The organism is Rhizobium rhododendri, from assembly GCF_007000325.2.
In the GTDB taxonomy this organism is placed as follows: Bacteria; Pseudomonadota; Alphaproteobacteria; order Rhizobiales; family Rhizobiaceae; genus Rhizobium; species Rhizobium rhododendri.
This window is the reverse complement of record NZ_CP117268.1, coordinates 1,155,771-1,172,080: the sequence shown is the minus strand read 5'-3', so window position 1 is coordinate 1,172,080 and position 16,310 is coordinate 1,155,771. Positions and strand designations below refer to the sequence as shown.

The following is a 16,310-nucleotide window of genomic DNA, read 5'->3' as shown; positions in this document are numbered from 1 at the left end:
AAAACGAAGCGAGCGAGGACACAGAGCGTCTTGATTGGTTTTAGGGTGAAATGAAGCGTAGGGCCATTCCAAATTCCATTCCAACTGAAGAACGGGAATTGCGAAAGTTTCATCCGGGCGTCGCGCGTCGATGATATGAAACTCGATGATTCAGCCATTCAGTGTCTCCCCTTGCTTCGACTAGGCTTGCGGCTGACTATGTTTATAAATCGAAATGTTCCCGATCGGGAATTTCTGGTGGACGGTTATCCTAAATTTGAACGGAATTTCCCGATCGGGAATATGCTGTAGACAAAAGGCCGATTTCCTTGCTATTTTCCCGATCGGGAAATAAAATGGCAAAACAAGTTAGTAGTCCAGCCGAGATCGGCGCCCTGGTCCGCAGCACACGCAAGGCGCAAAACTTGCGGCAGGACGAGCTTGCTGGCGTTTCTGGCGTCGGCCTGCGGTTTATCGTCGATCTCGAAGCCGGCAAACCGACAGCACAGATTGGAAAGGTCTTGCAGGTTTTACAAACGCTCGGTTGTTCGATTGATATTCTAGCCCCAGGTGAACGTAGAAAATGACGGTAAGGGTCCTTAACGTCTGGTGGAATGGTCGCATTGTCGGACAGTTCACCCAAGATCAGCACGGCGACATTGGCTTCGCCTACGCCGAAGCTTGGCTTGAGGACGAAAAGGCACTTCCGCTTTCTGTCTCCCTACCGAAGCGTCCAGAGCGTTTCTCTCGCCGTGAATGCCGCCCATTTTTTGGCGGCCTACTGCCAGAGGAAAGCCAGCGTCTGGTTGCGGCGCAGGCGTTGGGTGTTTCACCTGCCAACGACTTCGCCCTTCTTGATCGCTTGGGCGGCGACGTCGCCGGCGCGCTTCAACTTTTGCCCGAAGACCAGGAACCGATTGGAGGGGGCCTGATTGCCGATCGGCAAACAGCAGCTCTCGATGAGGTCGGAATCGTCCGGATACTGGACGCACTTCCGACGAGGCCGCTCTTGGCCGGCCAGGAAGGCTTGAGGCTATCGCTCGCGGGCGCCCAATCAAAAGCTCCAGTTGTTCTAATCGATGGCCAAGTCGCACTTCCCTTACCAGGCCAGGCGACGACGCACATCTTGAAGCCACCGATTGCGCGCTTTCCAGGGACGACCGAGAATGAAGCCTTCGCGATGAGGCTTGCTGCCGCAATCGGGCTCGACGTTGCTCCCGTCGACCCGAGGTCCGCGAATGGTCGCCCTTTCCTTTTGGTCAAAAGATACGATCGCCACCACGATGGCGACGGTGTGGTTCTCCGCATCCATCAGGAAGACTTCTGCCAAGCGCTGGGTGTGCCACCTGAAACAAAGTATGCAAGCGAGGGGGGGCCGACCTTCAAGGATTGCTTCGAGCTGTTGCGTCGGGTCTCTGCGCGGCCGGGCACGGACATCGCTAAGCTTTTGGACGCTGCGATTTTCAATCTCGTCATCGGAAATGCGGATGCTCACGGTAAGAATTTCTCGATCCTCTATGACCATTCTGGACCTAGGATGGCTCCGCTGTACGACCTGCTTTCCACCGTGGCCTATCCAGATCTTTCCCCGAAATTGGCTATGCGGATCGGCAAACGCGCGACGCTTGCTGACATGGGCGCTGATGGCTGGCAGGCTTTCTCGAAGGAGACAGGTGTCAGCTTACCTTTAGTGCGCCGTCGGGTGAAAGAACTGACTGATGCCACAGGGGACGCGATCCCCCGGTTATTGGAAGATATGTCCCCACTTGCCGCAGACCCTGTGTCGTTAAATCGCGTAGCGGCTTTGATCGCAGACCGTGCCAAACTCGTGTCCCTGAGCATTTAACTCAACAGCGCCAAGCATCTCCGCCGACATAATTTAAATATTGAGGTGTAGCCCGGCTCAAAGGACTGCAGCGTTTATGGCGTCGGCCAGTCGAGGATCAACGCCCTGACCGCTGCATCTGGTCTGTACATCCCCGATAAGGGCCTTGGAGTGCGAGTGCCGTCGGTCCCTGAAGCTGCTCGTTGGCGGGTCATGCGTTACGCGTCCGGTCGATGGTCAATCGGGTGAGAAGAGAACGCAAGCATGTCCAAAGCTCGCTTTACCAATGGCAGTTATTCAACCCACTTTGAGGGGTTGAATATCGTGATAAGTTGCATCATCTGCACCATTGAAAGGGTCAATAGACGTGCTTAACGCTGGAAACCCACTTTGATGCCCGGTAATATTACGCCGTGACTATGGCACTCTTGGACGGCAAACTGATGCCTGATTTGTCGAGCAGAAAGCACTGGCAGCCAGGCTTGGCGCGTTTGCCAGACACCTGCACCTGGCTCCGGCCGTGGCGAAGGATATGGGCCGGTGCCGGACATTCGGGACTATACGATCGAGCACTGCATTGGGATCGCAGACGGCACCCTTGCGGCTGCGACTGATTGCAAAGGACAACTCATGGCCCGATGGAGAAAGCCGACGAAAGAGGAGGTTCTGCAAAACCGGCGAACACTGGCGGAACGGGCTCGATCAGGGGATCTGCGGCTGCCCGGCGCCGTGGCGGAGATCCGGAAAGGGATCGGGATGACGCAGGAGGAGTTTGCCAAGGCACTTGGGCTATCTAGACGCCAAATTGCATAACTGGAAGCAGGAACTGCTAATCCCACACTGGAGACATTGAAGAAAATCGGTCGGGCCTTCGGTTTCGGGGGTTGGTTTTACGCCCAGAGGTGGATGACCGACAGAAGGCCATGACGTCAGGAAGCGAGGGCGTTGAGGACTACACCCATCTCGTCGGTTGATAGGCGGCCGTGTCATTTGAGGGTCGTTCGGATGCGTGCGAATGATCCAGAGCGCCATCGAGCACGCGCTGTCTCTTAGATCCCTGTCCTACCTCAGGTGCTGAAGTGTATAGCTTCACCTTCGATCGCGATCCTAGTGGTGGGCGGAGATCTCAATGCAGAATGGAGCGTCAAGCCCCAAACTACGCGACGTCTCCGCTTCCTTGACCGTTGAGACGGTGAGGTGCCCATGCCGTCGATATAGGCGCGTCTGTCCCTCGCTAAAAAGGCCACTTACCCGCGCGAGTCCAACATTTCGCATGTCCGGGAGGGGCCAATACGGCGTCGTCCTTATCGAATGGCAATCCCTTGCGCCTTCAGTCCGTCCTTCAATGCATCGATCATGTCGTGACGGGTTTCCGACCACTGTGATGTCGTCGCCCAGTACTGGAGCGTCAAGACGGTCTTGTCGGCGGTAAGGTCATCCGAGAAGACACGGGGAGGCGGGTTCGCTTTGACGCGTTTGTCTGAGGTCACGATGCCGATGATGGTCCGTTTGACCGCTGCGGCATCCACATCGTTGCCGATCGCCACCGAAAGCTCCTGGCGGCGCTCGCGTTCTCTGCTGTGGTTGGTGATCGGCGTATTCCACAGCGTCGAGTTCGGGGCCATCAGGTACAGACCGTCGACCGTTTTCATCTCGGTTGCAAACAGCCCGATCTCGACGATGAAGCCTTTGACGCTGCCTGTTTCGATGTATTCGCCGACCCGGAGAGGGCGGAGAACGAGAAGCATAATTCCGGCCGCGATATTCTGAAGGGTGCCCTGCAGGGCAAGGCCAATCGCCAGGCCCGCAGCGCCCAAGGCGGCAAGGAGCGAAGTCGTCTGGACGCCGAACTGACCGAGGACGGCCACGAAGACGAGCACCAGCAGTCCGTAGTGGACGACGCTCTGGAAGAAGCGGGCCAGGGTCTCGTCAATGCCATGGATGCGCGACATTCCCTTGTAGACCCATCGGCTGATCACTCCCGAAAGGATCCAGCCGATCACCAGCAGGACGATGGCACCGACGATTGAGAAGGAGTATTGCACCGCGAGCGCAGCGAGTTGGCTGAAGGCGGTTCGTGTCGCGACGAGTATGTTGTCAGGCTGGGGATTCATGTCTGGTTCTCGGTTTCCGGTCTGCACAAAACCGGCATGGCAAAGCTTGGTTCCAATTACAGACGTCCGATAGCTCTTGTCCCGAGACGTTCGACAGCGAGAGACAATCTGGTGTGAACGATGTCGAAGACCAATGTCGCGGCAGAATTACACAGTCTCGGCAATGTCGGCTGGCCCACCCGCTGCCCGATCAACCCGATCGGTGTCGTCATCGAGCGCTTCTCAATGTGCTACCCGAAGAGGCCCACACCGGTCAGTTCTTCCAACTTGGCAACCAGCTGGTCTTGAAAGCCTATGTCGGTTACCTCGGCACTCGGCTGTCGTTGCTGGCGATGATGCCAGTAGAAGCCGCTGACCTTGGCGGATGAATCATCGCTCGCCGCAAGCCAGCTTTGGGTTTCCTGCCCGGTCTTGAGGTTGCCTGGTGCTCCGGCTCCACCCATTTTGGTTGCCACCCAGCCCGGATCGACGGAATTGCTCAACACCTGCGGCCAGTGGCGGCCGATCGCTGCGGCCAATGCGGCGATGTGCAGTTTGGTTTCCGCGTAGGCTTGAGATGGACTCCACTGTCTTGCCGTCCAATCGATGTCCTCAAGAGAGCCCCCACCACCTTGGTGCAGCCCGCTGCTGAGATAGACCAGACGGTCCGGGCGATCGATGAGGGCTGTCAGAATATAGGGTGCCAGCGTGTTGATGGCCAGCGTCCGTGCATGACCTTCGGGGGTATTGCCACGCTGGGGTTCGGCATAGACCCCAGCATTGTGAATGACCGCATCCATTCGGCCGATCGCGTTCACCTGATCGGCAAGTTTGCGGGTCTCGACTGCGCTCGTGAGATCGCCGATGACGACAGCCAATGCACGGGATGCGATGCATCCCAATGTGGAGGCCCTTTCCCTGGTCCGGGCGTGAAGGACGACCTCGTGGCCTTGTTCCAGGAGCGAACTGGCAGCAGCAAGGCCGAGGCCATCAGAAGAACCGGTGATGAAGATGCGGCGCATGGGAAACTCCGATTAAGGATCTTCAGATCAGATGTGGGTCGTACCCTATCACGATCGGTCGCCAGAACAGCGTCGCGCGACCGGACGGCCGCCGAAGGCATCTCCAGGTGACATGCAGGTGACATGCAGGTGCCGCCGGACCCGTCGAGCCCTTGCTTGCTTGCCCGCTGCCTTTGCCTTCATCGGCGTCTCTGTTCTTCAACGTCGAGCCGGACGACGTAGGTCGCGCAGGGAGTGACCGTCGAAGGATATCGTCGGACGGTCAGGCTCAATAGGCAGCGTACATCGAATAATTCGCGACGCGATGGTGGGTAATGAAGCAAACGTGCTGATCTTGTAGATCGCAAACCCCATAGGCCCGGAGCTGTCGGCATTGCCGGCGAATGGCACGGCACGGCACGCAAAGGTATGTAACGGCGGCGCGGTGCAACATCAGCGCGGATTTGGAGCCAAGTATACTTTCTCCGAAGCCCGTTACCATCTCGAACAGGGCTATTAAACCTAATTTCCTCCACTATCAAAGTTGCGTTTCTGTTGTTTATATGAAAGAGACTACACATACTTTTATTTCGCTGGCTGATCAAAGCGGCGATATTGAAAATAGAGATCGGACGGATGGAAAATCTAGCAAACGCTGCCAGCGAGGACTTACTCGTTGAATTGACCTCAGACATCGTATCGGCCTACGTGAGTAATCATGTCGTTCCTATGAGCGATTTGGGCTCCCTCATCGCCGACGTCCACGCGGCTTTGTTTTCGAGCTCGATACCTCCCGCTGAAGTGGCTGCCGAAAAGCAGAAGCCGGCCATTTCGGTCCGCAAATCTCTCCAGGACGATCAATTGACGTGCCTGGAATGTGGGCTTAGCTTCAAGTCGCTGAAGCGCCATTTGATGACCAGTCACTCCCTTCAACCCGATGAATATCGCGAGAAATGGGAGCTTTCGAGCGAATATCCCATGGTTGCACCGGCTTATGCAGACGCACGTTCGCGTTTGGCCAAGGAAAGTGGTCTTGGGCAGAGACGTCGACAGAAGGTGGCCTGATACGATGGGGTAGGGCGTCTTTGAAAATCGATGCCCATCTTCTGTTCCCGGGTTCAAGCGTTTGCCCTTTCGTTGGCGACGCGGTCCACGCCCTCGGTCCTTGAACGGTCGAAGCGTGACCGCCGCCCGGTCGCAAGCCCTCCAACAGGATCGGTGATTTGACGCTTGTGTCGGGCCATGGCCCGTCCGGAGTTGCCTGCATCAGTCCCTTGGAACTGGAGGGCCAATCGAGGACATTCGATTGCTCGTCCCGTTTCCAAGTCCGGCTGGTGCTTTCAGCTATCGATTTCCATCTAAAGCGCAATTCTAAATCGCACTTCCGAGACCTCACCTTACGGTTTCACCCTCAATCAAGGGAGGGGACCTATCCGCTTGGACCCCCAATGAAATGTCGGCGTTCTACCAGCGCGGATCAGGCCACTCTGCATTTTCCCAGACGGCGAATTCCGCTGGAGAGATCAGGTTTTTATCGCCGTTATTCAAGCGCATGGGGTAAAAGCGCTCATGCAACGGGTCGAAACTTGCGAGAAGTTGCGCAAAGCCGGACTTCCTTTGCGTTTTCGTCCATGAGCAATAGAGACCTCCTCGACTGTCCATCATGTCGAACACTTCAGGCTGAGCGGGGTCGAGGCGCTGCTAAAGATCGATGTTAAGCCCCGCCTGCGCTCCAAAATCCGCGCGCAATCCCTCTTCGATGACCGCCTCCAAGGCATAAGCGATGGCTTGTGTCTTGGCCTTATGATCGAGCAACGCGAGAGATTGCCTCAGCAGCCGCTGCTGCAACATAAGAACAGGCCAAAGGATCTGGACACCATAGCGGACGCCGATTTCCTCCAAATGTTTTGGTGGTTGAAGAATTTCGCGCTGCCGCACATATGCTTTCCGCACATCATACGCCAACCCGAGGAAGGAGCCTTCCTTGTCATTCACAAGGGGCGAGCGATCGTTCACATCGTGAACGACTTCATGCAGCCAGGTGAGGGACGTGTAGTCCCCGATCAACAGGATGCCGGCGTGGTTCTTTGAGCAAGCGGTAGGAAAGCATCCGCAGTATCCTTTCAAAACCCATGCGGAGGCCCAGTCAGGTCGCCCATGGGTCCACGATGTCTATTGCGAAGCCTTCGAAATCCTTTGTATTGCGTGTCGCAAGCGTCAAATTCCGAGCCACGGCGGTGGCTGCGATCAGACCGTCCATGGATGCAAGTCCCCGGCCGCTTCGCTTGGCAAGTGCCATTAGGTTATTGGCCGCGAACGCGTCGGCAAGCTTGTCGCCGGCATCGTGTCAGCGGTGCCATCTAAGGCGAGAGTCCCGAGCCATATTCCTCCGCAATACGCCAAAACCAGTCCGCATCGAGATGGAGTTCGCGCGCCGTCTCGCTGAGCGCCAGGCCGGCGCGGTCGAATATCGCATAGCACACCTGCGTATCGTCGTGACGTGCGTGATAAGCGATACCGTCGACATTTTCACCGTGATCGAATATCGCCCGGGACCATGCCTGCGGCGCCAGATAGGGCAGGCCCGAATGGGGAACCTCCGCGGTTGCACCGGCTACAGCAAGTCCCTGACCGGTGAGATTGACCATGCGCAGGTCCCGTGTCGCGGACAGACGCACATAGCTTTTCTTTTGAGAAACCCGATGTCGATCAGCGTGTTGCCAGGCGTCCGGAGAAATGTCTTGGCAAAGGCACCCTCGATCTTTTTAGCCGTGTAAAGAACGCCATAGGATCCGTCTGGGGCGTTAAAACAGCCCAAATCGGATCTATCGAAATAAACTGGTTCGAATGTCGATGTGTAGAACCGATGCATCTCCGATCTGACAGCGATCGATACGATCTGGAGTTTGCGGCTCTGAAAATCCGCAGGTGGCAGAGGAGGGCTCAAGCGCCCTGTTCTCCAAATCTGCGCGCCGCATCGACGACGAGGGCGATGTTGCCTTCACGCAATACGTCGATCGGTCGTCTTCCGCTCAGCCTGTCGTCTTCCCTTGCCAGAAAGTTCAACACGCCCCAAGAGCTTTCGACCGGCAATACCGCTTGAACTTCCTTCAGACCGTCGATCAAGACCCCAGACCGATCAAATTGCAAGGTGGGATAGCGGCGCCGGTTGCTGGGTCCCGGCACCGCCAGTAAGCTGCCTTCCTGAACCCTCTTGTCCACCGCCTGGCGCGTGATGCCGTTGAGAAGCGCCTGAACTTCGTCAAGGTCATAGGCTCCGCCAGCGGCTTTCAGATCGGACTGCGCGATGCGGATGCCCTGAAGGATTGCCTTGCTACGAGCGTCAGGCTTGAAAGCGTCTCTGTCGATCTCAGATTTTGCATCTGTTCGCGGTGTTTCCTGGTTACCAGTTTCCGCTTGGGCCATGCGAACGAGGAATCCATCGCTCTGGATGCGCTCGGCCAGGCGGCGCGCGACCGATCTGGCAGCCGCAGGCTTCGACGTGACCACTGCCACCCGTGCACCGGAGGGCAGCGAAAAACCGTCGACACCAGCGAAAGGATTAGTTTTCAGCACAAACATCGTCATCATGCCGTCTGGGCCGGCGTCGGGTTTATTGCGCCTGCGCGGGGGTGCTCTCTGGACCATTTCATCATCTCCTGATCACAAGATGGGAGAGGCAGGCAACTTTGCCAACCTGGACAACTCGGTCAAATGATGATGCATCGAATTGCCCGTATCTGCCAAGCTTCGGTCAACCAGCTCGCCAATCTTGCGCGCCAAACTTCGGGCACAGAACGCCACTGAAGAACGATGGTGTAAAAATCGTCCACCAGCGTTGGCCATAGTGTCCCGAGCAAATCAGCGTGGAGCACGATGGAGCTCGACCAGCGCACAGCCGGCGCGGCCAGGTTTCTTTGGGAGCCCCAAGCCAGGCATAGCGAAGTCCTAAAGCAAATGGACAACCGTGAGCCCGTTTCGACAATATAACTCAAAACGGTGACAGGAAGGTCCGCGGCAGCGACAGGTGCGGGACTCAGTTTTGCAGTGTAATTCGGAATGTTTTCTGTCTGCCCGACAACACGCTGCCTAGAGCCGTCAAATCGTAATTCAAGTTCAGACCCTCACTTAAGCCTTTCGGCGCAGATCTGTGCGACGATCTCCTGAAGCTGCTTGATCCGGCCGACAAGCCAATCAAGCTCTTCTTTGGTGATCTCATAGTGCGCTGAATATCGGGCATCAACATAGGCACGGTCGAGGCGGGTGAAGGATCGCGTTGCAAACTTTGTGTCGCGAGGCCAAGCCTCAATTAGGCGTGGATCGATGCGCTCCGCATGGGTTCTGAGCATGCCAAGGCGGTGCGATTTCGGGCTGTAGAGGGTCAGGACGAGAAGGACGCAATGGTAAAGCCGTTCAGATGCTTGGTGCAGCATGAACGCGGCATCGCGCCATCTTTGGCTTGAAATTCCAAATTCCGCGAAAGCGAATGCATCGACTGCTAACGGAAACCACTGATCGAAATGTTGTTGCGCCTCTTGCTGCTCGGCCTCCGGCGTCAGTGGCTTGGGCTCGGTTAGCGGATGCCCCGGGGCTTCGTATAGCATGATGCCATCACGGGCGATGTCGACAAAGAAGGGCAGGCCACGGGCAAGTTTATCATTCACGTCCGGCAAGCTATGAACGATGACTTTAGCCGGAGTCTGGAGGCGCTGTGTAACGGTGAATTCCTGTGTGAGGTATTCGTCTATCTTAAGCCAGACCTCGTTTTCCTCAGCAAATCTGTTGGTGTTGACGATGGCCAGAAGGTCGTAGTCGGAGCGATAACCACTGTCGTGATCTTCCACCCAGTCACCACGGGCATAGGAGCCAAACAGGATCAGCTTCAGGATCCGTCCAGCCCGAGCTTTTTCGGAAAGCTTGGTCTTCTGGGCGTCCTCGAACTCCTCAAATATGATCTTCACGACCTGAGACAGCTCGCGGCGTTTTCTGTCGGGCAGATGATCAAGTTGCTCGGGGAAGATCAAAAAAATGGCCTCAGGAAATATTCTTTGGAAATGCCAACATTGCGCAACGTGTGATCGATTCTGTGACGCAAGCGGCAAAAAAGCAAGTGCTGACGCCTGGTATTAGGCTGTGCCATCCGCTCTTCTCCTCCAGTGAGCTCACGCTGTTCCTTCGGCATACTCGGCCAGAGGACCGTGTGGCAGATCATTCCATGGCTACTTAGATACCCTTACGGCGGATTACATTGAGCAGTGCCAACGCTTGGTCTATTGGCCGCGAACGCATCGGCAAGCTTGTCGCCGGCATCGAGCGCGAGAGTGCCCTGCTGGCAGATCCTAACGACCGGGCGGATCACTTCATGCGTCCATAGTAGGATTTGGAGTCCGAGCGTAAGAGTTGCGTGCTTGGCAATATAAAGAGGCGCTCGGGAAAGTACGGATCCCGCCGACTCCGTTCTAACATGGACTGAAAAAAGACCCCCCTTCTGGCATGGTAGCTCCAGACCTGCGTCAACGTTACCCTCTGATCGTCGCGAGATTGGAGAGCAGCAAGAGTCCATAGATCACGGCTACAATTGTTACCTGCCATACCAGTCCCGCAAACACGGAGACACACCACATCAGCAGCGCCGTGACCAAGATTGCAATGATCATCGAGAAAACGATCCCGGCAAGGCGCCGATAGAGGGGCCATATAAATACTCCCACCACGGCTATCCCCGTTGTCCGATTGCGATCGTAACCTGGCGCGCTGAGCCGACCGCTCCGCATATCATTATTGATACGGGTGATCCCCGCCAGAAAATAGGCCAGCACGACCACTGCACTCCAGAACTCCACGACCCTGCTCCTACCGTTGTTTGCGAATTGCCCTGTCCCGCCTGCCGATACCACAGTCCACGGCAAGTCCACATGTCCGTCTCCCTGCCAGGGATGGCATGGCCACCCTGGGTCTCGCGAAGGTTGCTCGGACAACCCTCATAGCAAAGCTTTCATTGGGATCAACATAAGCGGCAAGCGGACTTTATCTGGCATCGGTAGAGCGTTTATATGTATTGCGGATAGACACTTCACAATCTGTGAGCTTCTAAGTCTGCGCCTAGCTCTCGGGCCAGAAACTCCTTGGGATCGAGGCCGCTAGGGACCGGCCTGAAGTCGTTCCGCGGCAGTTTCGGCGTCGTTGGTCCGATTAATTCAAGGAACGGGCCGTGACTGAGGCGATGGAGCCAGACGCCGAGCGTTCCAGCGACTGCGCATCGCATCGGACACAGCCAGGTCCAGTTCAATCATGCCGGCTCGTGGCTTTGGTCGACGGAATGGGCTGGAAGCGGGTTCGCTTCGCGCCTGACAATACGGCGATATTGGAAAAGAGATCGGACGGATGGAGACTCCAGCAATCGCTCCAAGGGAGGACTTACTCGTTGAATTGACCTCGGATATCGTATCGGCAACCATGTCGTGTCCGTGAGCGATTTGGGGTCCCTCATCGCCGAGGTGCACGCGGCTTTGACGTCGAGCTCCCTGCCGCCCGCCGCTGAAGTGGTTGCCGAAAAGCAGAAGCCAGTCATTTCCGTCCGAAAGTCCATCCAGGACGACAAATTGACGTGCCTGGAATGTTGGCTTGCCTTCAAGTCTCTGAAGCGCCATCTAAGGACCAATTACTCGCTTCTACCGGAAGAATATCGCGAGAAACGGGAGCTTTCGAGCAACTATCCCATGGTCGCCCCGGCCTACGCGGAGGCACATTCACGTTTGGCCAAGGAGAGTGGTCTTGGGCAGAGGCGTCGGCAGAAGGTGGCCTGAAACGATGGGGTAGTGCATCTTGAAAATCGATGCCCATCTCACGTCCACGGGTCCATGGGCGAACCGGTCAACGCCCTCGGTCCTTGAACGGGCGAAGTGCAACCGCCATCCCAGGTCGCTAGCCGTCAAACGGGATGATTGATTTCATGCTTTGTCGTGCCATGGTTCGTCCGGTATCGCCTGCACGAAGTCATCGGAATGAGATGCCAATCGATGAGAGGCGACTGCTCGGTTGCCAAGTCCGGCTGTGGCTTTCAGCTGTCGCTTTCAATTGAAGCGCTACCTTAATAATTCCGGTTCTGAGATCTCACCTCACGGTTCCACCCGCAATCGGGGCGAGGGGACCTATCCTTTCGGACCGCCGATGAAACGCCGGCGTTCTACCAGCGAGGATCAGGCCACTCTGCATTTTCCCAGGCCGCGAATACCGCTGGAGAGATCAGGTTTTTATCGCCGTTCTTCAGTCGCATAGGGTAAAAGCGCTCATACATCGGGTCGAAACTGGACAAAAGTTGCGCAAAGCCGGCCTTCCTTTGCGTTTTCGTCCATGAGCAATAAAGACCTCAGCGACTGTCCATCATGTCGAACACTTCAGGCTGAGCTGGGTCGAGGCGCTGCCAAAGATCGATGATAAGCCCAGCCTGCGCTCCAAAATCCTCGCGCAATCCATCCTCGATGACCGCCTCCAAGGCATAAGCGATGGCTTGTGTCTTGGCCGTGTGGTCGAGAAACGCGAGAGATTGCCTCAGCAGCCTCTGCTGCAACATAAGAATGGGCCAAAGGATCTGGACACCATAGCGGACGCCGCCTTCCTCAGAGTGTTTGGGTAGTTGAATAATTTCGCGCTGCCGCTCATAGGCTTTTCGAACATCATACGCCAACCCGAGGAAGGAGCCTTCCTTGTCTTTCACAAGAGGCGAGCGATCGTTTACATCGTGAACGACTGCATGCAGCCAGGTCAGGGACGTGTAGTCGCCGATCAACAGGATGCCGGCGTAGTTCTTCAGCAAGCGGTAGGAGAGCATCCGCACTATCCTTTAGCAGGTCGCGGAAATATCCCCCATTTTTCCGCCGATCCTGGCTAGACAGCTCGAAGACAGGCCGTGATGAAGCTTTTTCAGAGGCCTTGTCGGCCCATTTTGTCGCCATCCGCCTGGTTCGGCGGATTCTGGACGCGATTATGCCGTCGCCAGCAGCTTTGGAATTCTCACCAGATTATAGGCGGTGGCTGTCAGGGTGAACATCCAGCCGACGCGATCATTTCCGCGATGCCGGGTCTTGCGCATTCCGCCGCTGGTCTTGGCCCAGCCAAACACTTCTTCGATGCGCTTGCGAATGCGCTGACTGACACCGTAGCCGGGATGATGGGTGGTCCGACCATCAATTGCCGAGCGTCGGTTCGTCGTGTTCTGGGCGACGTGTGGCGTCACCTTTGCGTCCCGCAAGGCTTCGACGAAGTCGGCAGTATCGTAGGCTTTGTCTGCAGCCAATGTGATGCGGTGACGACCATCCATGCGACCCACCATATCCAGAGCTGCCTCGCGCTCTGCGGTTCCACTCGCATGGGTCAGCGTGGCGTCGACAACCAGGCCGTTGCGGTTTTCCATTATGACGTGACCCATGTGGCAAAGCTTGGCCGCCTGGCCACGGGCCTTCTTGTAAAGCCTGGCATCCGGGTCAGTGGTCGACGCATGGGTTGCGTTGCTGCGCTTCTCACCGTGGAAATCACGCTCAGAGTTGCGGCCTGCGGCCTTTGGCGGCTGTTTCCCTTCAGCGCCAGAGCCGCTGTCGTCAGTGTCGCTACCATCTGCGCCGTCCCTGGGTTTGAAGCTCTTCATGCTGGCCCAGGCTTCGATCAAGGTGCCGTCCACCGAGAAGTGGTCGTCTGACAGCAATGCCTTAACCCGCGGCTGGCTTAGCAAAGCGGCTAGAAACTTGGCGGCGATGTCGCCAGCCAAGAGCCGCTCACGGTTCTTGGTGAACACGGTGACGTCCCAGATCGGCGCGTCCATCGACAAGCCCACGAACCAGCGGAACAGCAGATTGTAGTCCATCTGCTCCATGAGCTGACGCTCAGAGCGGATCGTGTAGAAGGCCTGCAACAACAGAGCGCGCAGCAGCTTCTCCGGCGGGATCGACGGCCGGCCGATCGCTGAATACATCCCCTCGAAATCCGGGGACAGAACTTCCAGCGCCTCGTCTACGATGGCACGTATCGGCCGCAGCGGATGGTTTGCCGGAACGCGGGCTTCGCAGCTTACATAAGAAAACAGACCCGCCGTCTGGTCATCACTGCCGCGCATGTTCTGCTCCCGCCAATCAATCACCCAGGCATGGAATCACGCCAGTCCGCTCACAGCAAGGGCCTTTTTCCGCAACCTGTTAGAGCCCATGCGTAGGCCAAGTCAGACCTCCCATGGGTCAACGAGGTCTATTCCGAAGCCTTCGAAATCCTTTGTATTGCGTGTCGCAAGCGTCAAATCGCGAGCGACGGCGGTGGCAGCGATCAGACCGTCCATGGATGCCAGTCCCCGCCCGCTTCGCTTGGCGAGAGCCATGAGGTCACCCCAAGCCAAGGCAAGATGCGCTTCGACCGGAATAATCCTGTTGTCAAAACGTTGTGGCAGATCATGCGTAAGCCACGTGTCCAAGGCGTCGCGCTTTCGCCCAATGTCCATCAGCGCAACGCCGCGGCGGATTTCGGCAATCGAGACTATGCTGATGAATGTGCGATCCTCGTCAAGCCCGTGAAGCCAATTCAAGACACATTCAGCCGGGCGAGGTTTTGTAACTTCGGACAGAACATTGGTGTCGAGGAGCAGTCTCATAGGGACAAGTCGCGCGGCTCGTCGCTTAGTCGCTCAATGTCCATATCGGCGCCACGCAGAGGCGATGCCAATAGAAATTCCGCAAGCGATCCCCTACGCGCGGTCTTCTTCTCCCACTCCTCGGCAGAGACGACCACCACGCTCGGCTTCCCGTTGCGGGTAATGGTCTGAGGCGCTGCCTGCGCGCGCTCCATCACCTCCGAGAGTCTCGCCTTTGCTCCCGCAACCGTCCAGCTCATATCATTGTGCGTTGATGCGCGCATTATTCCGCCTATAACTATTATGACCATGGTGACTATATGTCATAAAGCGACGTCTTTGCAAGAGCGCCGTCAGACAATGCTGCGGTAGGGGCACCGAAAGTCCTAATGCATTGGTTCGATTTAAGCGGGGGCAATCGAGCCGCCGCTGATATCTGCGGGGCATCTGTGGGAACATGGCCAAGCCGTTTCGGCAGTGAAGGCGAGGCCAGCGCAATGGGAGGACCAGAGAACGTGAAGGCGCGCTCGACCCTGCTGAGTTCGCCGCGAGCTCTGCAGCCCGCTTAACAAGCGGAGCGGGCTCCCTTGCTTTCCGTCGGCCAATCGGACCCGAGAGCTTCCCCTTGCCCAGTCACGCGGCGAAGGAGGGGATATATGCCAGCTTTTCGAACTAGAACAGGTCTCGATCGCCGCAACCAGCCAGGTCCATGCCTGCGCCTCGCGATAGTGCAGGCCAGAATGGGAACCTCCGCGCAGTCTCACCAGCCACTGCAAGTCCCCGACAGTCAGGTGATCAAGGGCGCCCTCGGTCGCGGACAAGCCTTCTAATAGGTTTTCTTTCGAGAAGCCCGATATCGATGAGGGTGTTGCGAGGCGTCCGGAGGAATGTTTCTGCAAAGGCTCCCTCGATTTTTCTAGCCGTATAGAGAACGGCATAGGACCGTCTGGGGTGTTGAAACGGGCCAAATCGGATCTGTCGAAATAAACTGGTTCGAATGGTATCCCTACGGCGTGGACCGCCTTGCGAGTTTTTTGCGATATCGTGATTTTGCGCTCTTGAGAGTGGAATTAAGAGCGCAATGAGGAACTATGGCACAGGCCATTTTGCTGACGGGTCAAGAACGGCGTCGTCGTTGGTCACCGGCTGATCGGCTGGAAATTCTGGAGGCAGCATTCGCGCCGGGTGCAAATGTGTCGGAGGTAGCGCGTCGTTTTGATGTTTCGACGGGGCTGCTCTACACGTGGCGCCGCCAGGCGCTGTCGGCTGCGGTGACGGATGGTCCTGCCTTCGTGCCCGCGACGGTCGTGGGTGCCGCGGGCGGTGGCGATGTCGTTGCGGCGACGATCGCTGTGGACTTTGCGAACGGTACCAAGGTGAGGATTTCGTCCGGGGCACCTTGTGATCTTGCCGCAGCAGTAATGCGAGCGCTCAAATGATCCCGATCAGTTCGAGCGTGCGTGTTTGGATTGCGAGCGGCCATTGCGATATGCGCAAAGGGATGCAGGGTCTTGCTCTGATCGTGCAGGAAGGTCTGGGCCGTGATCCGTTCAAGGGGGACGTTTTTGTCTTCCGGGGGAAAAGTGGCCGGCTGATCAAGGCTCTTTGGCATGACGGAATTGGCCTTTCGCTATACGCAAAGCGGCTTGAGCGCGGCCGTTTCATTTGGCCGGCGACGGAGGGTGGAGCGATTGCGCTGACGGCTGGCCAGATGTCCTATCTGCTTGAGGGAATTGACTGGCGAAACCCGCAGCAGACATGGCGCCCGACGAGCGCGGGATAGCGTTTTTTTGGCGGGA

General features: G+C 57.0%; 18 protein-coding genes and 2 pseudogenes. 8 read left to right on the top strand and 12 right to left on the bottom strand.

Going from position 1 to position 16,310, the window contains the following annotated elements; translation table 11 throughout:
- Positions 1-335: 335 nt before the first annotated feature.
- From PR018_RS23140 to PR018_RS23130, 3 genes are all read left to right on the top strand, one after another.
- A complete protein-coding gene (locus PR018_RS23140) occupies positions 336-566 on the top strand; it encodes a helix-turn-helix transcriptional regulator (RefSeq protein WP_111217051.1) in 231 nt (76 codons plus the stop codon).
- Positions 563-1,825, top strand: a complete 1,263-nt coding sequence (locus PR018_RS23135) for a type II toxin-antitoxin system HipA family toxin (protein ID WP_142832066.1) — start codon at positions 563-565, stop codon at positions 1,823-1,825. The genes PR018_RS23140 and PR018_RS23135 overlap by 4 nt, the downstream gene beginning before the upstream one ends.
- Before the next feature lie 609 nt (positions 1,826-2,434).
- Positions 2,435-2,617, top strand: coding sequence for a helix-turn-helix domain-containing protein (locus PR018_RS23130; RefSeq protein WP_142832098.1), 183 nt, complete (start codon positions 2,435-2,437; stop codon positions 2,615-2,617).
- A 491-nt stretch (positions 2,618-3,108) separates the two neighbouring features.
- Here the strand turns inward: PR018_RS23130 and PR018_RS23125 are convergent, their stop codons facing one another.
- Positions 3,109-3,918 (bottom strand): mechanosensitive ion channel family protein, encoded by an 810-nt coding sequence (locus PR018_RS23125; RefSeq protein WP_142832064.1) that lies wholly within the window; start codon positions 3,916-3,918, stop codon positions 3,109-3,111.
- 230 nt (positions 3,919-4,148) lie between these two features.
- Positions 4,149-4,919 carry an SDR family NAD(P)-dependent oxidoreductase gene (locus PR018_RS23120; RefSeq protein WP_142832062.1) on the bottom strand — a complete coding sequence of 257 codons (771 nt, stop codon included), beginning with the start codon at positions 4,917-4,919 and terminating at the stop codon, positions 4,149-4,151.
- A gap of 615 nt (positions 4,920-5,534) precedes the next feature.
- Here PR018_RS23120 and PR018_RS23115 point away from each other — a divergent pair.
- A complete protein-coding gene (locus tag PR018_RS23115) occupies positions 5,535-5,963 on the top strand; it encodes a Ros/MucR family transcriptional regulator (RefSeq protein WP_142832060.1) in 429 nt (142 codons plus the stop codon).
- Between the two features lie 636 nt (positions 5,964-6,599).
- Here PR018_RS23115 and PR018_RS23110 read toward each other — a convergent pair.
- From PR018_RS23110 to PR018_RS23090, 5 genes and pseudogenes are all read right to left on the bottom strand, one after another.
- A complete protein-coding gene (locus PR018_RS23110) occupies positions 6,600-6,965 on the bottom strand; it encodes a DUF6904 family protein (protein ID WP_142832059.1) in 366 nt (121 codons plus the stop codon).
- A gap of 79 nt (positions 6,966-7,044) precedes the next feature.
- A pseudogene (locus PR018_RS23105) lies at positions 7,045-7,218 on the bottom strand (PIN domain-containing protein); the annotation flags it as partial.
- 40 nt (positions 7,219-7,258) lie between these two features.
- Positions 7,259-7,546, bottom strand: coding sequence for an RES domain-containing protein (locus tag PR018_RS23100; protein ID WP_244615544.1), 288 nt, complete (start codon positions 7,544-7,546; stop codon positions 7,259-7,261).
- 295 nt (positions 7,547-7,841) lie between these two features.
- A complete protein-coding gene (locus tag PR018_RS23095; protein WP_279621438.1) occupies positions 7,842-8,546 on the bottom strand; it encodes a hypothetical protein in 705 nt (234 codons plus the stop codon).
- Between the two features lie 476 nt (positions 8,547-9,022).
- The gene (locus tag PR018_RS23090) at positions 9,023-9,922 is read right to left on the bottom strand and encodes a HEPN domain-containing protein (protein ID WP_279621437.1); all 900 of its coding nucleotides are present in this window, start codon (positions 9,920-9,922) and stop codon (positions 9,023-9,025) included.
- A gap of 224 nt (positions 9,923-10,146) precedes the next feature.
- Here PR018_RS23090 and PR018_RS23085 point away from each other — a divergent pair, with 224 nt between their 5' ends.
- Positions 10,147-10,272, top strand: coding sequence for a hypothetical protein (locus tag PR018_RS23085; RefSeq protein ID WP_257625516.1), 126 nt, complete (start codon positions 10,147-10,149; stop codon positions 10,270-10,272).
- A gap of 145 nt (positions 10,273-10,417) precedes the next feature.
- On the opposite strand, the gene PR018_RS23080 is transcribed toward PR018_RS23085, so the two are convergent.
- The gene (locus PR018_RS23080; protein WP_142832599.1) at positions 10,418-10,741 is read right to left on the bottom strand and encodes a hypothetical protein; all 324 of its coding nucleotides are present in this window, start codon (positions 10,739-10,741) and stop codon (positions 10,418-10,420) included.
- A 541-nt stretch (positions 10,742-11,282) separates the two neighbouring features.
- Between PR018_RS23080 and PR018_RS23075 the strand changes: the two are divergent.
- A pseudogene (locus PR018_RS23075) lies at positions 11,283-11,704 on the top strand (Ros/MucR family transcriptional regulator).
- Positions 11,705-12,267: 563 nt separating this feature from the next.
- On the opposite strand, the gene PR018_RS23070 reads toward PR018_RS23075, so the two are convergent.
- The 4 genes from PR018_RS23070 to PR018_RS23055 all read right to left on the bottom strand — a co-directional run bounded on the left by PR018_RS23070 (position 12,268) and on the right by PR018_RS23055 (position 14,795).
- Positions 12,268-12,729 (bottom strand): DUF6904 family protein, encoded by a 462-nt coding sequence (locus PR018_RS23070; RefSeq protein WP_142832600.1) that lies wholly within the window; start codon positions 12,727-12,729, stop codon positions 12,268-12,270.
- Between the two features lie 153 nt (positions 12,730-12,882).
- Positions 12,883-14,007: an IS5 family transposase gene (locus PR018_RS23065; protein WP_143123525.1), complete on the bottom strand. Its 1,125-nt coding sequence runs from the start codon at positions 14,005-14,007 to the stop codon at positions 12,883-12,885.
- Between the two features lie 102 nt (positions 14,008-14,109).
- Complete coding sequence (locus tag PR018_RS23060; protein ID WP_142832619.1) at positions 14,110-14,532, bottom strand: type II toxin-antitoxin system VapC family toxin; 423 nt, start codon at positions 14,530-14,532, stop codon at positions 14,110-14,112.
- A complete protein-coding gene (locus PR018_RS23055; RefSeq protein ID WP_142832620.1) occupies positions 14,529-14,795 on the bottom strand; it encodes a type II toxin-antitoxin system Phd/YefM family antitoxin in 267 nt (88 codons plus the stop codon). The genes PR018_RS23060 and PR018_RS23055 overlap by 4 nt, the downstream gene beginning before the upstream one ends.
- 807 nt (positions 14,796-15,602) lie before the next feature.
- Between PR018_RS23055 and tnpA the strand changes: the two genes are divergently transcribed.
- Entirely contained in the window at positions 15,603-15,950 is a 348-nt protein-coding gene (gene tnpA / locus PR018_RS23050; RefSeq protein ID WP_111217014.1) for an IS66-like element accessory protein TnpA, read from the top strand.
- Complete coding sequence (tnpB, locus tag PR018_RS23045; protein ID WP_046119556.1) at positions 15,947-16,294, top strand: IS66 family insertion sequence element accessory protein TnpB; 348 nt, start codon at positions 15,947-15,949, stop codon at positions 16,292-16,294. The genes tnpA and tnpB overlap by 4 nt, the downstream gene beginning before the upstream one ends.
- Positions 16,295-16,310 lie beyond the last annotated feature (16 nt).